The organism is Dongia mobilis, from assembly GCF_004363235.1.
Lineage (GTDB): Bacteria > Pseudomonadota > Alphaproteobacteria > Dongiales > Dongiaceae > Dongia > Dongia mobilis.
Genome location: NZ_SNYW01000006.1, coordinates 394,434 through 415,462, shown reverse-complemented (window position 1 = coordinate 415,462; position 21,029 = coordinate 394,434). Strand labels below are relative to the sequence as shown.

Genomic DNA, 21,029 nt, shown 5'->3' with positions numbered 1-21,029 from the left:
GCATACCGACCGCATTTTCTGAACATGAGGTAGAAATGGCAAAATTTCCCTACAAGGGTCGTATCGTAATGATTGGATATGGCTCGGTCGGCCGGTGCACGATGCCGCTGATCGAGCGTCACTTCGACATGCCCTTGTCTAATGTCACGGTCATCGACGGCCACGACCACAGCGATGATGCCGCGCGCTTCATCGAAAAGGGCGTCAAATACATCGTCCAGCCGGTGGATGAAAAGAACTACGGCAAGCTCCTCGGCCAGCACCTGAAGAAGGGCGACCTCCTGATCAATCTGTCGGTCGAGGTCGATTCTCTGGCCCTCATCGCCTGGTGCCAGAAGCAGGGCGTCCTCTATATCGACACCTGCATCGAGCCCTGGGCCGGCTATTACGACAACGCGTCCATCCCGGAAGAGCAGCGCACCAACTACTATCTGCGCCACCGGGCCCTGGAAGCGGCCAAGAAATTCCCCAAAAACGGTCCCTCGGCTCTGCTGACCCATGGCGCCAATCCGGGCCTCATTACCCATTTCATCAAGCAGGGCGTCCTCGACATCGCGCGCATGCGCGGCCTGGATGCAACCAAGCCCAAGACCCGCGAGGCCTGGGCCAAGCTGATGCGCGATTGCGGCGTCAAGGTCATCCACGTGGCCGAACATGACCTGCAGATCACGGATGTGCCGAAGCGGCCGAACGAGTTCTGCAACACCTGGTCGATCCATGGCTTCGTCGGCGAAGGCTGCCAGCCGGCCGAACTCGGCTGGGGCACGCATGAGAAAAGACTTCCCGAGAATGCCGCCGAGCACAAGGTCGGCAGCAAGGCCGCCATCTACCTGCGTCAGCCGGGCTGCACCACCGAGGTGCGTTCCTGGACGCCGCATGGCGGGCCGATGATCGCCTATCTCATCACCCATGGTGAATCGATTACCACCGCGGATTACTTCACCGTGACCGAAAAGGGCAAGGTGACCTTCCGGCCGACCGTGCACTACGCCTATCACCCCTGCGACGACGCCGTGCTCTCGGTGCGTGAGTTCCAGGAGCGGGGCTTTGTCCTGCAGAAGGACATCCGCCCGCTCAACGAGGAGATCGTCGACGGCATCGACGAGCTGGGTGCGCTGCTGATGGGCGATTTCGGCGCCTATTGGTTTGGCTCGCAGCTGTCGATCCACGAGGCGCGCCGCGTCATGGGGCCGGATTACAACGCCACCTCGCCGCAGATCGCGGCGCCCGTGCTGGCCGGCGCCATGTGGCTGATCGAGAACCCCAACAGGGGTGTCGTCGAGCCGGAGGATATTGACCACGACTACATCCTCGACATCTGCCGGCCCTATCTCGGCCCGGTGGTCGGCTGTTTCTCGGACTGGAATCCGCTGAAGGACCGCAACGTCCTCTTCCCCGAGCCCAATCTCGACATGTCGGATCCCTGGCAGTTCGAGAACTTCCGCGTCCGCCGCTAGGCGACTTAGATTGCACGAGACGAATGGGCCCGCGTGAAAGCGCGGGCCCTTTCCATTATTGCCAGGTGAAGACCGGCAAGGGGGCGAGGCGAATGGGCCCCAGCCAGATGAAGCCCTGCTGCAGGCTCAGGGCCGCACTGGCGACGCGGCGGCCCTTGTCGTCAGGTTTGGCCAGATTCTCGGCCATCATGCGCCCGGTAGCGACGGCTGGACCTGAAATGAGGCCCTCAGCCGCGAGGAGGTCGATGGTTTCCGGCAGGCCCGCGGCGCGGATGGTAAGTGCGCCCAGCACCTGCAGGTTGCGATCCAGCGCCAGCGTGCCCTCGCCGGCGAGATCGAGCGGTGCCTGGACGAAAGCAAAACGCGTCAATTCCAGCGTGCCGCCATTCTCCGCCCAGCGCGCGATCGCCTGACGCGGCGGCAGGTCCAGCGGTACCGGCCCGAGGATCGTCGCTGCCAGTCCCAGGGAAGCGATCGGCTCTGCAGTCAGCGCCCGCATCCCCTCCGGCAAGGTTATGCCGGCAAGGTCCATCTCGACGCCCAGCAGCGGGTCAGTATGGGCGCGCGCCATGAGTGGCGGGAACGTCGCTGCGAGATTCGCCCGTTGCGCGGTGTAGATCTGTGCATCGCTGACCAGTGAAACACCGCCGGCCTGAATGGCGATGCGCTCCAGGCGACCATCGGCCAACAGCATCACCTGACCCTTGGCCTCGGCGAGGCTGACGGTTTCAGGGGGTTTGCCCGGCACCGACAAGGTCGCCGTCACGGGCGCCGTCGCCTGGAATTCGATTACCCGCCACTGCCACGGGCGCATGGTGGCGGTGACAGTGGCTGTCGATACCGACCAGATTCCGTCGGCCACCGGTTGGCGCAACAAGACATTGGCGAAATCGCGGCGGAAGGCGAAGGGAAATCCGGCTATGGCCGCGTCATCGAACACGACGTCGCGGCCCGTGGCACGCTCGTTTTCCGCCCAGTCGGCAATGCCTTGTTCCAGTACCCCGGCCATGTAACGCCAATAGGCGACATAGCCACCAGCGAGCAGAACCAGGAGGACAAGGGCAGCGACCAGGAGCTTGCGGCGGCGCTTCACGACGGCAATCAGGCCGGGCCGGTGGCCCCGGCCAGTGCCGGGTCGGGCCTCCCCGCACCCGGTGGCGGTTGCAGGCGGTCCCGGTTGAGGCGCCGCTCGAGCCAATAGAGGATGCGGGTCAGGATGAAGACCAGGATGACATAGAGCAGCGCTGCCGCGATCAGCGTGTCGTAGACGCGGAAGGTCTGCTGCTTGATGTAGTTGGCCCAGCCGAGAATCTCGTAGACGGTGATGGTGGAGGCGAGCACCGTCGCCTTCAGCAGCAGGATCGTTTCGCCGGTCATGGTGGGGAGGCAGATGCGGATGGCGCGCGGCAGGGTGATGCGCCAGAAGATTTGCATCTTGTTCATGCCGAAGGCCTTGCCGGCCTCGATCTCGCCATAGGGGACAGCCTGGATGGCGCCGCGCAGGATCTCGGCCGTGTAGCCCGCGGTATTGATGCTGAGGGCGAAGACTGCCCACCAATAGGCATCGCGCAAATAGGGAAACAACCAGGTCTCGCGCATGCCGGGGAGGCCCATGATGGCGGCCCGCACGCCGTAATAGATCAGGAAGAACTGAACCAGCAGCGGCGTCCCGCGCATCACCAGGATATAGAGATAGGCCGGCATCCAGAGCAGCGGGTTGGGCGAGACGCGCGCCACCGCCACCGGCAGCGCCAGCAGATTGCCGATGACGCAGGAGAGAATGGTGAGCGTCAGCGTGATGACGATCGGCGTCGACCAGAAGGTCTTGCCCCAGAGCAATTGCGGGATGACCTCGGTCAGCATGTAGATCGGATCGAACTGCATCTCAGACAGCCCTCCGGACGCCACGGTTGAGCCGTCGCTCGAGGAAATAGAGCCCGATCATCGAGGTCACCGTCAGCAGCAGGAAGAAGCCCGCCGTGACCGAGTAGAAAAAGAAGAACATCTTGGTGGCGCCGGCCGCAGTCTTGCCGGCGGTCAACAATTCGGGCGCGGCACCCAGCACCGCGACCAATGCGCTCTCCTTGGTGACGTTCAGCCAGATATTGCCGAGGCCAGCCGTCGCGTAGCGCAGCATCTGCGGGAACAGGATGCGGCGGAAACGAAGCAGGAATGGCATGCCATAGGCCCGTGCCGCCTCGAGCTGTCCCTTCGGCACCGCCAGGATGGCACCGCGCAGAACCTCGGTGATGTAGGCACCGGCAATAAAGCCAAGGGCCGCGATGGCCGCCGCCGGGGCGCTGATTTCCAGATCCTCGCCGGCGAGGCCGAGCCCGACGAGCACGGCTTTGAGCGTGCTGGTGCCGGTGTAGTAGATGAGCAGCAGCAGGATGAGTTCAGGCACCGCGCGCACGATGGTCGTGTAGGAATCGCCCACCCGGACCAGCCATTTGCGCCCGCTGAGCTTGGCACCGGCGCCCAGCAGACCAAGCGCAAATCCGACCAGATAGCCGCCGATTGCAAGTTCAAGGGTAAAGAGCAGCCCCCAAACGAACTCGTCCAGCCAGCCCCGATCGCCCCAACTCATCAATACGGCGTAGGATTGGTCAGCCCCCATGCCCCAGCGGCCCTCTTCCTGTTTCCGGGGCTTGGCGCCCGCCTTGTTCTATGCCCATGAAATGGCAAATGCTGCCCGGGCGCAAGCCCGGGCAGCATCCGTTCAACCCGTCACGGCTTGATCAACCGACTGGATCAGCCGCCATAGATATCGAAGTCGAAATACTTCTTCGAGATCTCGTCATACTTGCCGTTCTCGCGCACCGCCTTGATGGCGGCATTGATGCGCTCGCGCAATTCGTTGTCCTCCTTGCGCAGGCCGCCGCCGACACCTTCACCGAAGATGGGATCATCCGGTGCGACCAGCTTCACTTCCATGTCCTTGCCCTGATCCGACTTCATGAACGCGTCGAGCGCGATCGAATCGGCCAGCACCAGATCGACACCGCCGGCGACGAGGTCGGCATTGGCGTTGTCCTGGGTGTCATAGAGCTTGATCTCGGCGGCGCCGCCGAACGCCTTTTCGGCATAGTTGGCGTGGATCGTCGAGGTCTGCACACCGATGATCTTGCCGGCAACACTGTCGGGATTGGCCGGATCCGGCTTGATGTCGCTGCTCTTCGGGCCAATGAAATGGGCCGGCGTGTTGTAGTACTTGTCGGTGAAGGATATCTGCTGCTTGCGCTCGTCGGTGATCGACATCGAGGCCCAGATCACGTCGATCTTCTTCTCGAGCAGGGCCGGAATGATGCCGTCCCAGGCCACCGGCACAAGTTCGCAATTGGCCTTCATTTCGGCGCAAACGGCCTCCATCAGCTCGACTTCCCAGCCCACCCAGTTACCGGCGGAATCCGGCGAGGCGAAGGGCGGATAGGGCTCGGCAGCGAAGCCCATGCGGACGGTGTCCTGTGCCTGCACGGTGAAGGCCGTCACGGCCATGACGGTGCCGGCGACGATACTTCCCAGAATCGTTTTCTTCATGATCTTTCCCTGGTTTGGTTATTCGGGTCAAAAGTTGCGCTGAGCCCGTCGACCGTTCTTGCGCCGGTTCGATCGGCTGCGGCGAGCCTAGCACAGGAATTTTACGCTTGGGTAGCGGCCTCTGGCTGGGTTTCCGACAAATCGCCGTGAAGCCGGTTAACTTTTCCGCAGGAAGGCCTCGAACCGGTCCATGGCCTCGGCCAGGCGATCATTCGATTGGGCATAGCAGAGCCTGAGATACCCCTCGCCCCCCGCGCCGAAGGCCGTGCCGGGGGCAAGGCCGACGCGGCCGTCCACCACCAGGCGCTTGCAGAATTCCAGCGGGTCGCCCATATCGGCGACCTGCAGCATCAGATAGAACGAGGCGTCGGCTGGAATTACGTTGACGCGGTTCATGCCGGCAAGACGATCTAGCACGAGATCGCGGCCGCTCTTGCAGCGCGCCACCATCCATTTCACCCATTCCTCGCCCTCGCGTACCGCCTTTACGGCTGCCGCCTGCAGGAAAGGTTGCCCGCCGGAGGTGTTGAACTCGATCAGCCGGTCGAGCACCGGAACGGCGGGTTGCGGCATGACCATCCAGCCGATCCGCCAACCGGTCATCGCCCAGGTCTTGGAAAAACTGTTGACCACGAAGAGGGGGTCATCCGGCCCCGCGATCTCGAGGAAGGTCGGCGCCACGGGCCGGTTGTAGACAAGGCGGTTGTAGACCTCGTCGGCGACCAGCGCCAGATTCCTGCGGCGGCAGAAATTCAGCACGGCCAGGCGCTGCTCTTCCGGCATGATCCAGCCGGTCGGGTTGCCCGGGCTGGCGACATAGATGGCGCGGGTGCGCGGGTCGCAGGCTTCGAACAGGCGGTCGAGATCGAGATGCCAGCCGTCACCGCGCCCCTGCATCGGCACCTGGCGCGCTTCCCCGCCCATGATCTCGACGGCACGATAGATGTTGGGCCAGACCGGCGAGACGCAGACCATGTTGTCGCCGGCGCCGATCAGGGTCTGCACGATCAGCATCATTGCATTCATGCCGCCCGAGGTGACGGCCAAGCGCTCCGGGTCGACCGTGATGCCATAGAGGTCGCGATACTGGTCGACCAGGGCCTGGCGCAGTTCCGGGATGCCGCGCTTGTAGGTATAGAAGGTGCGCCCTGCGGCCAGCGCCTCGGCGGCTGCGTCGCAGATGAATTTCTCGGTCGGCAGGTCGCCCTCGCCCACCCAGAGACCGACCACGTTGGGCACCTTGAAGCCCATTTTCCATACGTCGACGATCTGCGAATCCTGGAGTTCGGCAATGGCGGGGCGGATGGCAAAGCTGGCGGCGGTCATCGACGTTTTCCTGGCTGGTTGGCGCAGGTCAATCTGCAATGAGGTCAGCGGCAAGCGCAATCACCGCGCCGCGCATGGCGGTCATGCAATTGCCCGAATTCGCCCAAACATGCCGGGTCATTCGGGCCGGATTTTATCAAGTCGGAGTTCTCAGGCGGGATTTCTCAGGCGGGATTTCTCAGGCCGAAACTCTCAGGTCGAAACTCTCAGGCCGGATTGAAGAATATGCGCGTGTTGTCATAGCCGGCCGTTACGGTCAGCACCTGGCCGGCAACAACCTCGACCGGTTGCGTGAAGAAATGCATCGCCTGTTTCCAGTGATTGGTGCGCGTCTTGCTGGCCGAGTGATAGACAATCTCATCATCCATGTGCAGGTCGAACCAGAAGGCGACGCCATGGCAGATGCCGCCGTCAGTGACCCGGAAGGCGACCCGGTGGCTTGCCTTCTCGGCAAGGTCGGTGCGGAAGTCAAAACCGAAAATCTCGACCTCGTCAGACAGGCGTTGGTGCGGATCGACGCCAAGATCGATCTGGGCGTAACCCGGCGAGCGCATCGCATCCATCGGCGACATGTCGAAGCCCGCAATCTCGCGCACCGGATTGATGCGCGCCAGATGATCGCAGCGCAGCAGGCAGCCGGAAACCCGCGCAGCCTGCGGAATGATGCGCGCATCCGGCTTCAACAGATTCTCGCGCGCATGGCGGATGACCGAGATCATGCCGGGCGCCAGCAGGCCGACATTGATCAATTCCGAGACGAAGAGGTCGGCGCGTTCCGGCAGGTCCTCGCCCAGCTTGAGCTGCGTTGACTTCTTGACGATTACGGAGATGCGGTCGTCATAGCCGTTCCTGGCGATGACCGACTTGGCGAGCTCGGCAATGGCCGGCAGCACCTCGCAGGTGACGACACGCCTGGCACCCGCACGCGCCGCCATCATGGCGACGATACCGGAGCCGGTCCCGATCTCGAGCACCAGATCGTCCGGCCTCACATTGCGCCGGAGCGCGGCGGAATAGGCCTCGTTGCGCTCTGAATCATTGATCATCGGCAGGTGCCAGGCCGGGATCACGCTGGAGAGTTGCAGGCGCTGGGCGAATTGCAGGTCCGGATCGTCGGGAAAGCGTCCCAGCCCCTGGCGCAGGATGTCGAGCGCCTCTTCCGGCTTGTGCTGGTCGTGCAGCACCTGGGAGAGAGAGGCATAGGCCGGGGCGCAATCGGGATCGAGTTCGACCGCACGACGGAAATATTCCTCGGCGGCCGCCACGTCGTCCATCTGGTAAAGCAGTTCGCCCAGATTGACATGGGCATCGACATAGGTCGGGTCGTGGATGATCGCCTCGCGGAAGCAGATCAGCGCCTTGTCGAACTGGCCGCGCCGTTTCAGCGCCACCCCCAGATTGTTGATGGCGGAAACCGGCGCCGGCTGGCGGCCGAGGGCGCGGCGAAAGGCCAGTTCGGCATCCTCCACCTGGTTGAGGCGCAGCAGCGCGTTGCCGAGATTGTTCCACGCCATGCTGTCGTCGGGACTGAGCTGCGTCGCCCGATGGAAGTCGGCCGCGGCCTCCTGGTCCAGGTCCTCGGCATAACGTAGGGCGCCGCGGCTGACGTAGAATTTCGACTGGTTCGGGTCGAGGGCGATGGCACGCTCGACCAGTTCCAGCGCGGCCGCCACGCCGGCACCGCTCTGATAGGTGATAATGCCGAGCAGATGGATGGCGGGCGCGTGGGCGGGATCTTCGGCAATGATGGCGGAACAGATGCGGCTCGCCTCTTCCACGCGCCCCGCTTCCAGGGCCGCACCGGCAGCAACGAGGTTGGCCGCATGCGGATCCACCGGGGTGTCGCCCCGGCCGTCTGAGTCGAAGGTTTCCTCTGGCGCCACAATGCCCCCGAAAATTGCCGATGCAACCGATCACGGAACCAGGCTGCGGCCGAATCGACCGCGCCGGCTTAGTTGACTGTCAGCCTATCGTGCCCCGAGAGCAAGGCCTGGAGAGCAAGTAAGGTTCGAGAAAAGTATGAGCCGGGCCGCTGGCCATGCCGCCGAGGCGTCTCGGCCCATCTTGCCGGCGGGCCGGCGGATTTGCCGGGTATCAGGCCGAGATGGGGTATCAGGCGATGATATTGACGAGGGATCCGCGCGGAGCGGTCGCGGCGCCTGACGGCAAGGGCTGGGCCCCTGCGGTGCCGCCCGAAGCCGGGGCCGCTTGCGGGGCAGCCTGCGGCGCCTGCTGCACGCTGGCGCTGCCGGCGGCCTCCCGCGCAGCGGAAACCGCCTGGGTCAGCAGATTGGCCACGGATTGCTGCTGCTGTTGCTGGGCCTTGATGCCGCTGACGGCGGCCTGCTGGCCCCGCTGGATACTGGCAATCTGTGATGCGGCGAAACCGGCGGCGGCAACATCCATGAGCGGAAATCCTGTACGGGTATCTGGTCGGTTGGCTCAGACGGTGACGTCGAGCAGGGTCTGCAGGGTCTCATTTTCCGTGCGAATCACTGCCGCATTGGCCTTGAAGCTGGTCGCAGCCAGGCTCAGGGAAACGACATCCTCGGCCTGCACCGGCCCCTCGGCAATGTTCTGGGCCGCCTGTTCAACCTGGTTCTGGGCCTTGCGCAGGCCCTCCACCGCGGTGTTGATGGCGCTTGGCGTCGATATTTCCACGCGATCCTCCCTCAGCAGCGGACGGCCGAAATCCGGGCCGCTTTTCTGCCCTATCCATACCATAAAAAAAGCAGATTAACATTTGGTTGCCAATTTGCACACGACAGCCGGGTATGACGAATGTATAGGTTGTCCGCGGGCGACATTCCCCTCATATAAAAAGTCGTTTCCAGCACAGTTTAACCAAGTGATTTAGAGCGATTCCGATGCAGATCCGGCCCCGTCGATCCGTGCTTTACCTCCCCGCCAGCAACGCCCGCGCGCTCGAAAAGGCGCGGACGCTGCCGGTCGATGGCCTGATCCTGGATCTCGAGGATGCGGTGGCGCCGGAAGCCAAGGAGACGGCCAGGACGCAGCTGGCTGCCGCGCTGAAGACCGGCGGCTTCGGGCGGCGGGAAATCGTCGTCAGGGTCAACGGCCTGGATACGCCCTGGGGTCATGACGACGTTGCCGCCCTGGCGAGACTTGGCCCTGATGCCATACTTTTCCCGAAGATCCAGACGCCGGAAGAGGTCCTTGACTGCGTGGCGGCACTCGATGCCGCCGGGGCGCCAAGGGACCTGCCCGTCTGGATCATGGCAGAGACGCCGCGCTGCATCATGGGAATGGATGCCATCGCCGGGGCCAGCCCGCGCCTTGCCTGTCTGGTGGCCGGTACCTCCGACCTCAGCCGCGACCTCAGGGCGCGACCGGCGCCAGGGCGGATCGGCGTAATTTCGGCCCTGTCCATCATCGTCATCGCGGCCCGGGCCTATGGCCTCGACGCCCTCGACGGCGTGCATCTTGACCTCAATGACGAGGCCGGCTTCCTGGCCGCCTGCGAGCAGGGCCGCGATCTCGGCTTCGACGGCAAGACCCTCATCCACCCGAAGCAGATCGAGGCAGCCAATATCGCCTTTGCGCCGACCGCAAGCGAGGTCGAGCAATCACGCGCCATTGTTGCTGCCTGGGCCGAGGCCAGGGCGGCCGGCAAGGGAATCTGCGTCCTCAACGGCAAGCTGGTCGAGAAGCTGCATGTCGAGGAAGCAGAGCGATTGCTGGCACTGCATGACGCCATCTCCAGGATGGGCGAAGCCGCAGCCGCCTGAGACCCCGCCCGGCACCCTCGCTCAGCCGCGGCCCGGCCGTTCGCCATCGTGGCACGCCACCTGCTGCAGTTTCTGCACCCTGCCGAGCGCGCCAAGATCGCTGCTGGTGCAAGCCCCCAGCGACATGCCGATCAGGGCAACACATACGAAACATTTCAATGCGTTGATCGACTTGTACATGATTGTCTCCTCCAAGGCCCGAGACGATGCGCCGGCCCCAGCCGGCCCCGATATCGGGAATGCCCTTAACCTGGGGTGCCAATTCGTCTAGCTTGTGAACCCATTCACAGGAGGGGGCCTTGGCTACCGCCGATGGGCGCGCATCCGCCGCTGCCGTGACATCCTTGCCGGCCCGAACGCAGCTGCTGGCAAGGAGCTTTCTCTTTCGGGGCCTCGACCCCGTGCTGCTGGAACGCATAGCGCGGCTCTCCCAGCCGCGTCGTCTCGGCGTCGGCGAAACCCTGTTCTGGGAGGACGAGCCGGCGGACGCGCTCTATGGCATGGCCAAGGGTTTGATGCGCATCTGGGTGCATGGCCCTGACGGGCGCGAGCTGACCCTCAACCTCATGGAGTCTGGCGACTTCTTTGGCGAGATCGCCTTGCTCGACGGTTTGCCGCGCACGGCCAGCGCCACGGCGTTGGCGGACACGGAACTGGTCAGCGTGCCGCGCGCCGCCTTCCTCGATCTGATGGCGCAGGAGGCCAAGCTGGCGCTCCATATCATCGAGCTGCTGTGCGAACGCCTGCGCCACAACACCGACCGCATACGGGACGCCGCCTTCCTCGATCTGGGGACTCGCCTGGCCAAGACCCTGGAAGCCCTCGCCATGGGCCACGGCGAGGCGACGCCGGAAGGTATCGTCATCACCGCGAAGCTCAATCAATCTGCCCTGGCTCAACTGCTCGGCGTTACCCGCGAGGCCATCAACAAGCAATTGAAGCAGTTCACCAGTGAAGGCCTGATCGCCACCCGCGGCAGCCGCATCGTCGTGCGCGACAGCGGCGCCCTGGCCGCCCGCGGCAGGCCCAAGGAAGAAAGTGATTAAGCGAGATGCCCGAGGGCCCGATAGAAGACACCTCGCTCTGGTTTGAGATCGTCGTCGTCCTGCTGCTGATCCTGCTCAACGGCTTCTTCGCGATGTCGGAACTGGCCATCGTTTCCGCCCGGCGCGTCCGCCTGAAGGCCAGCGCCGATCACGGCAACAGGGGCGCCAGGACAGCGATCGAACTGGCCGAGGATCCGACGCTGTTTCTTGCCACGGTGCAGATCGGCATCACCCTGGTCGGCATCGTCGCCGGCGCCTATTCCGGTGCCACTTTTTCGGCGCCGCTCGCCAGGCTGCTTGAAGCCTGGCCGCCGCTGGCGCCCTACGCCTATCCGGTGGCCCTCGGCCTTGTCGTCGCCGGTATCACCTATCTGTCGCTCATCGTCGGCGAACTGGTGCCGAAGCGCCTGGCCCTGCGTCACGCCGAAGCGATTGCCATGCGGGTCAGCCTGCCGATGGCGGCGATCGCCAAGATCGGCGCGCCGCTGGTTTATCTGCTGCGGGTATCGACCAGGGCGGTGCTGGCCCTACTGGGCCAGGGTGGCGAACGGGAAAGCGGGGTGACGGAAGAAGACGTGAAGTCGATGCTTGCAGAGGGCACCGAAACCGGCGTCTTCGCCCAGGCCGAAAGGCACATGATCGAAGGGGTACTGCATCTCGCCGATTACCCGATCCGCAGCATCATGACGCCGCGTCCGGAAATCGACTGGATCGACATCAACGCGCCTCTCAATGCCGTCACCAGTCAGATCCTGACCAGCCGCCATTCGCGGCTGGTGGTTTGCCAGGGCAGCGTCGACGAGGTGCTGGGCGTCGCACCGGCCAGAGAATTGCTGCAGCAAATCGCGGCCGGTCATCCGCTCGATATCCGCGCCAATCTCAAACCGGCATTGACGCTCCACGAGACGACGCCGATCCTGCGCTTGCTGGAGCTGTTTCGGCAGGCGCCGATGCGCTTCGCAATCGTGCTGGACGAATATGGCAGCGTTGAAGGGATCGTGACGCTGGCCGACATCTTTGCCGTCATCGCCGGCGAGATGGCGGAGCCAGACCAGGACGAGCTGTCGATCGCCGTCCGGGACGAAAGCTCATGGCTGATCGACGGCCGCACACGCCTCATCGATGTCGAGCGCAAGCTGGGTGCCAGCGGCTTTATTCACCCCGATTACAGCACCCTCGCCGGCCTGGTGCTGCATCGCCTCGGCCACCTCCCGCGCGTGGGCGAACGCCTTGATTTCAACGGCTTCCGCCTCGAAGTGGTCGATCTCGACGGACGGCGCATCGACAAGATCCTGGTGGAACGGCTAGGGACAGGATCCGACCAGGATTCCCTTGGCATTGGCGCGGCGCCGGATGCCGGGAAAAGCCTCTAGACCGACTCCCAGGGAAAACTATCGAGACGCTGGGCGCCGTCGCGGGTAATGACGACCTGGGTTTCCAGCTTGACGCATTCCCCTTGGCCCTCGAGGCCGATCAGGCTTTCGACGCAGAGCGTCATGTTCTCCGGGAAAACGCCTCTGTAGGCGGCACGCCAGTCGGGATGCAGGAGAATGGTGGGGTATTCGTCTGCCATGCCGACGCCATGCAGTGCCACGGAATAGCGGCAGGCGAGGTACTTCTCCGGAATGCGCCAGGATTTCTCGTTGAACTCGTCGAAGCTGAGCCCGGCCCTGAGCAGGCCCAGATTGTGCTCGATCTGCTCCAATGCCACGGCATAGAGTTCGCGCTGCGCGTTGCTCATGCGCCGATGGCCGATGGTCCAGGAGCGCGACAGATCGGCGCAATAGCCGTAGGGCCCGATCATGTCGGTATCGAAGGCCAGCATGTCGCCATCCCTGGCAACGTGATCGGAGCATTCCTGGAACCAGGGATTGGTGCGCTCGCCGACAGTAAGCAGGCGCGTCTCCAGCCATTCGCCGCCGGAACGGATGTTTTCGTAATGCAGCTCTGCCCAGATCTCCTGCTCGGTCCTGCCCGGCAGGGAGTGTTCGTACATCCGCGCCATGCCGGCCTCGCAGACGCGGACCGTCCAGCGCATGAGGTCCAGTTCTTCGGCACTCTTCACCGAACGGGCGATCTCGGTCAAAGCCTGCCCCTCGACGATGGTGACGCCGCGGCGCGTCAGGGCCTCGGCCCCCGGCGGGTCCAGCTTGTCGATGGCAAGGCGCAGCGACTTGCCGCCGCGTTCGCGCAGGATCGAAACGATCTCGTCAGCCCAGGCTTCGACCCGCTCCTGCAGCCGGTCGGCCGTGTACATGTAGAACCAGGCATTGCCTGGCCTGACCTCGTCGATCGTTTCCAGTCCGGCAGCCAGGTGCTCGGCGCCGCGATAGGCGAATTCGACGGCATAGCCGTCGGCGAAGACCAGCGCGTAGTGGAACGGGTTGTGCGTCGCCCAGAGCTGCATGTTGGAGATGTCGAGGGCATAGCGGATGTTGATCGGGTCGTAGAGCAGAATGGCGACGCAGTCATGGGCCGCCACCTGGTCGACCAGGCGCTGCTTGCGGTAGCCGCGGGCCTTCACCAGGGTCGATTTCGGAAGCGGGCTTTTGAGCGGACGATCGGCGCCCTCCGGGTTGAGATAGGCGCGCTTGCGTTCGTCCTTGAACACCTGCGCATCCATTGCACCATCCATCGACATGCCCTGCTCTCCTGCCAAGAAAGGCCCATTTCGGTTTTCGGGAATCTAGCCCGGCAGCCGCCCGGCCGGCGATACGTATTTGTCATGACCGGATTTCCCGGCGACATGGCGAGCCAGCCGTCGAATTGACCGGCGGCGGGGCCCTGTCGCATACTTGCAGAGATGATGCCCAGCCCGCCCAGGAGACAGAAATGACTTCGTCCATCGCCCGCATCCCGGCCAGCACACTGGATTCAGCCCGGGGCCGCCTTGACAACTCCCATTATGAGGCGCGCTGCGACCTGGCCGCCGCCTTCCGCTGGACGGCTGAACTAAACATGCACGAGGCGGTTGCCAATCACTTCAGCCTTGCGGTTTCCGATGACGGGAGCCAGTTCCTGGTCAATCCCTGCGGCAAGCATTTCTCGCGCATCCGGGCTAGCGACCTGTTGCTGCTGGATGCCAATGACCCGACCACGATGGACCAGCCGAACGCGCCCGACCCGACCGCCTGGTACATCCATGGCGCCATCCACCGCAACGTACCCGCAGCGCGCTGCGTGCTGCATGTCCATTCCAAATATGCCCTGGTCCTCGCCACGCTGAAGGACCCCAGCATGCCGCCGATCGACCAGAACACCATGCGCTTCTACAACCGCATCGCCTTCGACCTCGGCTTCGACGGCATGGGATTGGGCGAAGAAGGCGAACGCCTGTCGCATTCGCTCACCGACGGCAAGAAGGTGATGGTGATGGGCAATCACGGCGTGCTGACGGTCGGCGCGACGGTGGCCGAGGCCTTCGACACCCTCTATTACTTCGAGCGGGCGGCGGAAACGCTGATCACCGCCTACATGACCGGCCGCGAACTCAGTATTGCCAGCCACGAAGTGGCCGAGAAGACGGCGCGTCAGTGGGAGGAATATCCCTCCGACATGATCGACGCCCACTTCAAGGAAATCCGCGCCATACTGGACCAGAAGCAGCCGGATTACGTCGACTGATCGACGCCTCACAGCGTCTTCGCCCGATCCCGCAGTTCGAATTTCTGGATCTTGCCGGTCGATGTCTTCGGCACATCACCGAAGACGATGCGCTTGGGCGTTTTGAAGCCGGCCAGTGATTCCCGGCAGAAGGCGATGAGATCAGCCTCGCTCGCCGCCTGTCCCGGCTTCAACTCGACGAAGGCGCAGGGCACTTCGCCCCATTTCGGATCCGGCTTGGCGACAACGGCGGCGACCGCCACGGCGGGGTGCTTGTAGAGCCGGCTCTCGATCTCGATCGAAGAGACGTTTTCGCCGCCCGAGATGATGACATCCTTCAGGCGGTCCTTCACTTCGATGTAACCGTCGGAATGGCGCACGGCGAGATCCCCGGAATGGAAGTAGCCGCCGAAGAAGGACTTTTCCGTGGCCGCCGGGTCACGGTGATAGCCCTTCATCACGGTATTGCCGCGGATCACCACCTCGCCCATCGACCGGCCGTCAGAGGGCAGTTCTGCGCCGGTCTCCGGATCGACGACGCGGATTTCCTCGGTGATCGGAAAGCGCACTCCCTGGCGGGCCTTTATCTCGGCCTGGTCGGCGAAGGGCAGGCCGTTCCATTCCTCGTGCCAGGCGCAATGCACCACATGGCCGAAGGTCTCGGTCAGGCCGTAGACCTGCATCACTTCGAAGCCAAGCTCGGCCATGCGGGCCAGGATCGCGCTGGGTGGCGGGGCACCCGCCGTCATCACCTTGACGCCATGCGCCAGGGGCCGCCGTTCCTCGTCCGGCGCGTTGGCCAGCATGCCGAGCACCACGGGCGCGCCCCCCAGATGCGTGATCCGGTGCTCCTCGATCGCGGCGAAGATGGATTTCGCGGCGACATAGCGCTGCAGCACGGCGGTACCAGCCACCAGCGCCAGGGTCCAGGCATGGCCCCAGCCGTTACAATGGAACATCGGTACGGTGTAGAGATAGCGGGGATGCAGCGGCAGGCCCCAGCCGACCACCGTACCGAGGCTCATGAGATAGGCGCCGCGATGGTGATAGAGGACGCCTTTCGGCCGGCCGCTGGTGCCAGAAGTGTAATTGAGCGAGAGCGACTGCCACTCGTCCGCCGGGCCTTCCCAGGGATCTTCCGCATCGCCGGTTGCCAGGAAATCGTCATAGGTGAGGTCGCCCAGACGATCGGCCGCCTCCTGACCGCCGCGTGCCAATGGATCGACGATGTCGATGATGCGCGGCCGGGGCCCCTGCATCATGCCGAGGGCCTTCTTCATTACGGGGGCGAATTCGCTGTCGGTGAAGAGCAGCCGGGCACCGCCGTGATCCAGGATATAGGCGATGGTCTCGGCGTCGAGCCGCGTGTTGAGTGTGTTGAGGACGGCGCCGGACAGCGGCACGCCGAAATGCGCCTCGAACAGTTCCGGCGTGTTGGCGGCCATCATCGCAACCACGTCGCCCTGGCGGATACCAGCCCGCCTCAGCGCGGACGCCAGTGCTGCCGCGCGGTTGCGGATTGCGAGCCAGGAATGGCGCCGCTTCCCGTAGATTACCGCGACCCGGCCGGGAAAAACCTCGGCCGCGCGGGTCAGGAAGGACAGCGGCGAGAGCGGGACGAAGTTGGCCGCATTGCGCGGGAAGTCGACGGGATCCTGCATCGCGCCCTGCCCCTCACGGCCCGCGCCAGTCGATCTCGCAGATCTCGGCGCTGCGCCCGTCGAAATCCCAGACCCGGCCGAAGGCGCGCACCCGTCCCTGGTTGGCCTTGGCGACGACCACATCCGGCGCGATCCAGTATTCCGTGTTGGTGATGACGACTTCCTTGCCGGGTTCCTTGCCGCCGATCGGTTCGACCTCGCCGATGATCCGCTTCGGTACCACCAGGCGCCGCTTGCCGCCCTCGCGCTCGAAGCTGACCGGCGCCCGCTCGGCGCCCAGGAACTGGCTGACCAGGATCGAGAACAGGCCGGTCGTGCCCCGCGCCTCGCCGCTGAAGATGCGCACCAGCTTGTCATAGGCGTCGTCGCTGGCGCGCTCGTCGATATAGGCGGCGGCGGCCCAATTGCCGCGCGCCATGTTGCCGGGGATGTCGAGCAGCAGGGCGACATTGAGACCGGAGAGATCGGTCTCGCCGCTCTGGCCCTGATCGATCCGCACCCCGGCCCAGCCCTGGCAGCGCCCCTCGGTCGGTGGATGCTTGCCGAGCGATACGACGCAGGGACAAAAGACGGTGCAGCTGCAATTGAGGATCAGTTCACCCTTGATCGACCACTTTTCCATGCACTTCCCCGTTCACGCAGACTCACAACGCCTGCAACGACTCGCCCAATGAAAATCCGGCGGCGAGAATCAGCAGGATACCCAAGGGAACCGTGACATAGCGCCCGGCACCCGCAAGCTTTTCCACCAGCATCAACACCATGGCAAGGCCCATCCAGGCCAGGTTCATGGTGCCGCCGACAAAGGCCAGCAGCATCAGCGGCCAACAGCAGCCGAGGCAGTCGAGGCCATGCCGCAATCCCATGCGCAAGGCGCCGGTCTGACCCGGCTGCCAATGCGCCAGGAAGAACGTCATGGGATGGCGGCACCGCGTGAGACAGGCATGCTTCAGGCGCGTGAACTGATAGCCGCCGGCAAAACCGAAAAGGATTGCGGCGAAAAAGGTGCTGTGGACACGGCCGGCCGCGTCAATCAGTTCGGCCCGTGCCAGCAGCCATTGCGCCCCGGCGGCGACAAACGAAAAGCCGGACCAGATGACGAGATAGCCCACGCCGAAAGAAAGGAAGATTTGCTGCGCCCCGGCTCGACCAATCAGCATGTCGGCAAGGCGCTGCATGGCCGGTAGCGCCGTCGGCAGCATCATGGCGAGCGTCATCAGGCCCCACATGCCGAAGAGGTGCGGGAGTTCGAAGGCAGCAACCGATTCGAGGCAGCGAGCGAGGAAGGCGGCAGCATCCGCGCCGATTATCCCGCCGTCGATCGCCAGCCCAGGCGTCGGCACCACCTCTGCAGCCATCAGGACGAGCCCGCTCCAGGCGGCCAGAATGGCGCCATAAAACAGAACCCAACTGGCGGCAAGATTGGCGCGGGCCGGCATGGAAGGGGCCTGCATGAATTGGTCTCCGCACCCGGTCGATGCTATGGATGGCGAGAAATCGGCTGACGGGGCCAGCAAAGCACGAAATGGTGCCGGGCGGAACCGGCAACCGACGCTGCAATGCAGCAGAATCTGCGCCCGCTAGGCACCCTAGGTGGCAATTGGAACAGGAGAGGCAGGGAATATGACGGGTCTGGATGCATTGTTGCCGGAGGAAATTGCCCGCAAGGCGGAGGATGTCGGCATCGCCAAGGCCGGCCGTGATGCATTGACGCTGTTCACGCTGGCCGTCCTTGCCGGCGCCTTCATCGCGCTCGGCGCCATGCTGTCGACCCTGACCGCAATCGGAATCGGCGATGCGCTGCCGTTCGGACTGGCGCGGCTTGCCATCGGCGCCACCTTTTCCCTGGGCCTGATCCTGGTGGTGATCTGCGGCGCCGAGTTGTTCACCGGCGACGTACTGATGACCATCGCCTGGGCATCACGCCGCCTTGGCGCCGCGGCCTTGCTGCGCGTCTGGGCGATCGTGCTCGCCGGCAATTTCGTGGGCGGCGTCGGCACGGCGCTGCTGGTATTCCTTTCCGGTCATCTCGACTTGCATCATGGTGCGGCTGCCGCGACCGCCCTCGCCATTGCCGAGCACAAGGCCGGTCTCGGCGCCATGGAAGCCTTCTGGCGCGGCGTGATGTGCAACGTGCTGGTCTGCCTAGCCGTTTGGGGCGCGCTTGCTGCACGCAGCGTTACGGACCGGATCCTTGTCGTGGTGCCGCCGGTGACTGCCTTTGTCGCAGCCGGGTTCGAGCATTCGATCGCGAATTTCTATTTCCTTGGCATCGGCTGGCTGCTCGATGCCGGCCGGATCGGCAATCCGCTCTTTCTGCTAGCCGGCCAGGTACCGGTCATCGCTGGCAATCTCGCCGGTGGCGCCTGCCTCGTGGCACTGGTCTACTGGATCGCCTATCTGCGGCCGCGCCGGACCTAGCCGGACCTAGCCTGCTCAGGCGCCGTTCCTGCGCCAGCGGGAGAGCCCATAAATGGCGCCGCCGGCGACGAGTCCCCAGAAAGCGCCGCTGACGCCGAAGAAGCTGAGGCCGGACGCCGTCACGACAAAGGTGACGATGGCCGCCTCGCGGTCCTCGGCCCCGGCCATCGCTCCCATCAGCGCGCCGCCCAGTGCCCCGAGGAGCGCCAATCCGGCCACCGCCTGGATGAGGATCGGCGGCGCAGCGCTGATGAAGGCGGTGGCGGCGCCGGCGGCCAGACCAAAAAGAACATAGAAGATGCCGGCCACGACCGCCGCCCAGTAGCGGCGCGCGGGGTCGGGATGGGCGTCGGCGCCGGCGCAGAGTGCCGCGGTAATGGCGGCGAGGTTGACCGCATGGCCGCCGAAGGGGGCCGACAGCAGGCTGAACAGCCCGGTCGCGCTGAAGAGCGGACCTGGCGCCGGGCGATAATTGTTGACGTTGAGGACAGCGATGCCGGGGATGTTCTGCGACGCCATGGTGACGATGAAGAGCGGCAGCGCGATTCCGACAAGACCGGCGATGGTGAAGTCCGGCATGACCAGAATCGGGTTCGGCCACAGCGCACCTGGCGCGATGCTGCCGACATCGACCGTTAGCGCGATGATGGCGATGGTGACGACAACGGCCGCCGGCACCGCAAGCAACCGGCGGAAGCGCGCCACCAGCGCCCAGGTGGCAATGATTAGGAGGCCCTGGGCCGGTGCCTCCGCCACCGCCTTGACCGGCGCCAGACAGAGGCCCAGCAGCACGCCAGCCAGCATGGCATTGGCGAGCGGCGCCGGAATGGCGGCAACAGCGCGACCGAGCGGCTTCCAGAAACCGGCCACGACGATGAGGGTGCTGCTGACCAGAAAGGCGCCGACCGCCACCGGAAAGCCGCCCGCCGGCATCGCGGTCGCGGCCAGCAGGGCCGCACCCGGCGTCGACCAGGCGATGCTGATCGGCTGGCGCGTGCGCAGGCTGAGGATGATGGCGCAAAGCCCCATGGCGATGGAAAGCGCCATCAGGCCGGATGCCGCCTCGGCCTGGCTCGCCCCCATAGCCGTCAGCCCCTGGATGATGACGGCGAAGGAGCTGGCAAAACCGACGAAGGCGGCAAGCCAGCCGGCGGCGAAGGCTGGAACGGAAAAGTCGCCGAGATAGCCGGCTGGCACCGGCTGGGCAACAGGATCGGTCATGGTGCTGGACTCGGGAATTGGCCGGATCTGGATTGGTCGGATGAAATGAACCGCCAGGATGCGTCAAAGGCGTCGCTTTGGCAAAGCCGGAAACTGACAACCTGCTGACCCGGATTTCCGCCTTGGGCTTGAACCTGGGCCGGCTTCCCCTATCTCTTGAGCGATCCCGCCCGATTTAATGGAGATTCCGGATGTTCGATCCCAAGCGCATGCTCGAAGACTTCCTTGGCGGTGGCCAAGGCGCGGGATCGGGCAATGCCCAGGGTGGTGGCCAGGGTTTCGGCAAGGCCGGCACCTTTGCCGCCGGCGCCGCCACCGGCGGCCTGGTCGGCCTGCTGCTGGGGTCGAAAAAGGCGAAGAAGGTCGGCGGCAAGCTGCTGGGCTATGGCGGTGCCGCCGTGCTGGGCGGCCTTGCCTACAAGGCTTGGCAGAACTACCAGGCGAAGCAGCAGCAAAGCGGCTATCAGCAGCCCGCGCAGCGCCAGGGCAGCGTGCCCAATGTCGGCTATGCGCCGCAATCCACGACCGCGCCGGCGCCGCTTGCCGGCGCACCGCTTGCCCTGCCGCAGCCCGACGACACGCCGTTCGATCCCGGCGTCGGTATGGCGGCCGACGGCAAGCCCTTTGCCCTTGCCCTAGTGCGGGCAATGATCGCGGCAGCCAAGGCCGATGGCCATATTGACGCCCGCGAACAGAGCCAGCTTTTCGCGCGTATCGAGGAATTGCAGCTTGACGGCGACGCCAAGGCCTTCATCTTCGACGAGCTCGGCCGGCCCACCAATCTTGACGCCATCGCTGCCCTGCCGAGCGGGCCGGAACAGGCCGCCGAGATCTGGCTGGCCTCGCGCCTTGCCATCGACCCCGACGACGTGCGCGAGAAGGCCTATATGTCCGCCCTCGCTGCCAAGCTGCGCCTGCCGCCAGAGTTGCTGAACCAGCTGGAACAGCAGGCAAGCGCTGCCGGCGCCGCAGTTGCCGTCTGAGGCCGGACCCAACCACGAATCAATT

21 protein-coding genes are annotated in these 21,029 nt (G+C 64.6%); 7 read left to right on the top strand and 14 right to left on the bottom strand.

What is annotated here, in order from left to right; translation table 11 throughout:
• Positions 1 to 35: 35 nt before the first annotated feature.
• Complete coding sequence (locus A8950_RS03510) at positions 36 to 1,457, top strand: homospermidine synthase (protein ID WP_133612213.1); 1,422 nt, start codon at positions 36 to 38, stop codon at positions 1,455 to 1,457.
• A 55-nt stretch (positions 1,458 to 1,512) separates the two neighbouring features.
• Here the strand turns inward: A8950_RS03510 and A8950_RS03505 are convergent, their stop codons facing one another.
• The 8 genes from A8950_RS03505 to A8950_RS03470 all read right to left on the bottom strand — a co-directional run bounded on the left by A8950_RS03505 (position 1,513) and on the right by A8950_RS03470 (position 8,981).
• A complete protein-coding gene (locus tag A8950_RS03505; protein ID WP_133612212.1) occupies positions 1,513 to 2,550 on the bottom strand; it encodes a DUF2125 domain-containing protein in 1,038 nt (345 codons plus the stop codon).
• A gap of 8 nt (positions 2,551 to 2,558) precedes the next feature.
• Complete coding sequence (locus A8950_RS03500) at positions 2,559 to 3,341, bottom strand: ABC transporter permease (protein WP_133612211.1); 783 nt, start codon at positions 3,339 to 3,341, stop codon at positions 2,559 to 2,561.
• Between the two features lies 1 nt (position 3,342).
• Positions 3,343 to 4,074, bottom strand: a complete 732-nt coding sequence (locus tag A8950_RS03495; RefSeq protein ID WP_133612210.1) for an ABC transporter permease — start codon at positions 4,072 to 4,074, stop codon at positions 3,343 to 3,345.
• 134 nt (positions 4,075 to 4,208) lie between these two features.
• Complete coding sequence (locus A8950_RS03490) at positions 4,209 to 4,994, bottom strand: transporter substrate-binding domain-containing protein (protein WP_208109727.1); 786 nt, start codon at positions 4,992 to 4,994, stop codon at positions 4,209 to 4,211.
• Between the two features lie 156 nt (positions 4,995 to 5,150).
• Positions 5,151 to 6,320: a pyridoxal phosphate-dependent aminotransferase gene (locus A8950_RS03485; protein WP_133612209.1), complete on the bottom strand. Its 1,170-nt coding sequence runs from the start codon at positions 6,318 to 6,320 to the stop codon at positions 5,151 to 5,153.
• Positions 6,321 to 6,526: 206 nt separating this feature from the next.
• Positions 6,527 to 8,155, bottom strand: coding sequence for a tetratricopeptide repeat protein (locus A8950_RS03480; protein WP_133612208.1), 1,629 nt, complete (start codon positions 8,153 to 8,155; stop codon positions 6,527 to 6,529).
• A 277-nt stretch (positions 8,156 to 8,432) separates the two neighbouring features.
• Positions 8,433 to 8,726 carry a hypothetical protein gene (locus tag A8950_RS03475; RefSeq protein WP_133612207.1) on the bottom strand — a complete coding sequence of 98 codons (294 nt, stop codon included), beginning with the start codon at positions 8,724 to 8,726 and terminating at the stop codon, positions 8,433 to 8,435.
• A gap of 36 nt (positions 8,727 to 8,762) precedes the next feature.
• A complete protein-coding gene (locus A8950_RS03470) occupies positions 8,763 to 8,981 on the bottom strand; it encodes a flagellar hook protein FlgE (RefSeq protein ID WP_133612206.1) in 219 nt (72 codons plus the stop codon).
• A gap of 206 nt (positions 8,982 to 9,187) precedes the next feature.
• Between A8950_RS03470 and A8950_RS03465 the strand changes: the two genes are divergently transcribed.
• Positions 9,188 to 10,069, top strand: a complete 882-nt coding sequence (locus tag A8950_RS03465; protein WP_208109726.1) for an HpcH/HpaI aldolase/citrate lyase family protein — start codon at positions 9,188 to 9,190, stop codon at positions 10,067 to 10,069.
• 21 nt (positions 10,070 to 10,090) lie between these two features.
• Here the strand turns inward: A8950_RS03465 and A8950_RS19350 are convergent, their stop codons facing one another.
• Entirely contained in the window at positions 10,091 to 10,249 is a 159-nt protein-coding gene (locus tag A8950_RS19350) for a hypothetical protein (RefSeq protein ID WP_166644972.1), read from the bottom strand.
• A 119-nt stretch (positions 10,250 to 10,368) separates the two neighbouring features.
• Here A8950_RS19350 and A8950_RS03460 point away from each other — a divergent pair, with 119 nt between their 5' ends.
• Together A8950_RS03460 and A8950_RS03455 are read left to right on the top strand one after the other, a co-directional pair.
• Positions 10,369 to 11,115: a Crp/Fnr family transcriptional regulator gene (locus A8950_RS03460; RefSeq protein ID WP_133612204.1), complete on the top strand. Its 747-nt coding sequence runs from the start codon at positions 10,369 to 10,371 to the stop codon at positions 11,113 to 11,115.
• Positions 11,116 to 11,120: 5 nt separating this feature from the next.
• Complete coding sequence (locus A8950_RS03455) at positions 11,121 to 12,488, top strand: hemolysin family protein (RefSeq protein ID WP_133612203.1); 1,368 nt, start codon at positions 11,121 to 11,123, stop codon at positions 12,486 to 12,488.
• On the opposite strand, the gene A8950_RS03450 is transcribed toward A8950_RS03455, so the two are convergent.
• Positions 12,485 to 13,756, bottom strand: a complete 1,272-nt coding sequence (locus tag A8950_RS03450) for a M24 family metallopeptidase (protein ID WP_133612202.1) — start codon at positions 13,754 to 13,756, stop codon at positions 12,485 to 12,487. The two genes, A8950_RS03455 and A8950_RS03450, sit on opposite strands and share 4 nt — an antisense overlap.
• A 191-nt stretch (positions 13,757 to 13,947) precedes the next feature.
• On the opposite strand from A8950_RS03450, the gene A8950_RS03445 reads away from it, so the two are divergent.
• A complete protein-coding gene (locus tag A8950_RS03445) occupies positions 13,948 to 14,739 on the top strand; it encodes a class II aldolase and adducin N-terminal domain-containing protein (RefSeq protein WP_133612201.1) in 792 nt (263 codons plus the stop codon).
• 8 nt (positions 14,740 to 14,747) lie between these two features.
• On the opposite strand, the gene A8950_RS03440 is transcribed toward A8950_RS03445, so the two are convergent.
• From A8950_RS03440 to A8950_RS03430, 3 genes are read right to left on the bottom strand one after another with little or no spacing between them, the layout of a single operon-like run.
• Positions 14,748 to 16,379, bottom strand: coding sequence for an AMP-binding protein (locus A8950_RS03440; protein ID WP_133612200.1), 1,632 nt, complete (start codon positions 16,377 to 16,379; stop codon positions 14,748 to 14,750).
• Positions 16,380 to 16,392: 13 nt separating this feature from the next.
• Positions 16,393 to 17,001 (bottom strand): DUF1326 domain-containing protein, encoded by a 609-nt coding sequence (locus A8950_RS03435; protein WP_133612199.1) that lies wholly within the window; start codon positions 16,999 to 17,001, stop codon positions 16,393 to 16,395.
• Between the two features lie 22 nt (positions 17,002 to 17,023).
• Complete coding sequence (locus A8950_RS03430) at positions 17,024 to 17,833, bottom strand: DUF2182 domain-containing protein (protein WP_208109725.1); 810 nt, start codon at positions 17,831 to 17,833, stop codon at positions 17,024 to 17,026.
• A 169-nt stretch (positions 17,834 to 18,002) separates the two neighbouring features.
• Here A8950_RS03430 and A8950_RS03425 point away from each other — a divergent pair, with 169 nt between their 5' ends.
• Positions 18,003 to 18,800 carry a formate/nitrite transporter family protein gene (locus tag A8950_RS03425; protein WP_133612198.1) on the top strand — a complete coding sequence of 266 codons (798 nt, stop codon included), beginning with the start codon at positions 18,003 to 18,005 and terminating at the stop codon, positions 18,798 to 18,800.
• A gap of 15 nt (positions 18,801 to 18,815) precedes the next feature.
• Here A8950_RS03425 and A8950_RS03420 read toward each other — a convergent pair whose 3' ends face one another.
• A complete protein-coding gene (locus tag A8950_RS03420; protein ID WP_133612197.1) occupies positions 18,816 to 20,021 on the bottom strand; it encodes a benzoate/H(+) symporter BenE family transporter in 1,206 nt (401 codons plus the stop codon).
• Between the two features lie 191 nt (positions 20,022 to 20,212).
• On the opposite strand from A8950_RS03420, the gene A8950_RS03415 reads away from it, so the two are divergent.
• On the top strand, positions 20,213 to 21,004 hold the full coding sequence (locus A8950_RS03415; protein WP_133612196.1) for a tellurite resistance TerB family protein: 792 nt from the start codon (positions 20,213 to 20,215) through the stop codon (positions 21,002 to 21,004).
• The last annotated feature ends 25 nt before the right edge of the window (positions 21,005 to 21,029 follow it).

Coding starts and splice junctions, on each gene's coding strand:
- A8950_RS03500 (WP_133612211.1), bottom strand. CDS start 3,341: ATGCAGTTCGATCCGATCTACATGCTGACCGAGGTCATCCCGCAATTG.
- A8950_RS03425 (WP_133612198.1), top strand. CDS start 18,003: ATGACGGGTCTGGATGCATTGTTGCCGGAGGAAATTGCCCGCAAGGCG.
- A8950_RS03450 (WP_133612202.1), bottom strand. CDS start 13,756: ATGTCGATGGATGGTGCAATGGATGCGCAGGTGTTCAAGGACGAACGC.
- A8950_RS19350 (WP_166644972.1), bottom strand. CDS start 10,249: ATGTACAAGTCGATCAACGCATTGAAATGTTTCGTATGTGTTGCCCTG.
- A8950_RS03455 (WP_133612203.1), top strand. CDS start 11,121: ATGCCCGAGGGCCCGATAGAAGACACCTCGCTCTGGTTTGAGATCGTC.
- A8950_RS03430 (WP_208109725.1), bottom strand. CDS start 17,833: ATGCAGGCCCCTTCCATGCCGGCCCGCGCCAATCTTGCCGCCAGTTGG.
- A8950_RS03485 (WP_133612209.1), bottom strand. CDS start 6,320: ATGACCGCCGCCAGCTTTGCCATCCGCCCCGCCATTGCCGAACTCCAG.
- A8950_RS03465 (WP_208109726.1), top strand. CDS start 9,188: ATGCAGATCCGGCCCCGTCGATCCGTGCTTTACCTCCCCGCCAGCAAC.
- A8950_RS03510 (WP_133612213.1), top strand. CDS start 36: ATGGCAAAATTTCCCTACAAGGGTCGTATCGTAATGATTGGATATGGC.
- A8950_RS03420 (WP_133612197.1), bottom strand. CDS start 20,021: ATGACCGATCCTGTTGCCCAGCCGGTGCCAGCCGGCTATCTCGGCGAC.
- A8950_RS03475 (WP_133612207.1), bottom strand. CDS start 8,726: ATGGATGTTGCCGCCGCCGGTTTCGCCGCATCACAGATTGCCAGTATC.
- A8950_RS03445 (WP_133612201.1), top strand. CDS start 13,948: ATGACTTCGTCCATCGCCCGCATCCCGGCCAGCACACTGGATTCAGCC.
- A8950_RS03495 (WP_133612210.1), bottom strand. CDS start 4,074: ATGGGGGCTGACCAATCCTACGCCGTATTGATGAGTTGGGGCGATCGG.
- A8950_RS03415 (WP_133612196.1), top strand. CDS start 20,213: ATGTTCGATCCCAAGCGCATGCTCGAAGACTTCCTTGGCGGTGGCCAA.
- A8950_RS03440 (WP_133612200.1), bottom strand. CDS start 16,379: ATGCAGGATCCCGTCGACTTCCCGCGCAATGCGGCCAACTTCGTCCCG.
- A8950_RS03435 (WP_133612199.1), bottom strand. CDS start 17,001: ATGGAAAAGTGGTCGATCAAGGGTGAACTGATCCTCAATTGCAGCTGC.
- A8950_RS03490 (WP_208109727.1), bottom strand. CDS start 4,994: ATGAAGAAAACGATTCTGGGAAGTATCGTCGCCGGCACCGTCATGGCC.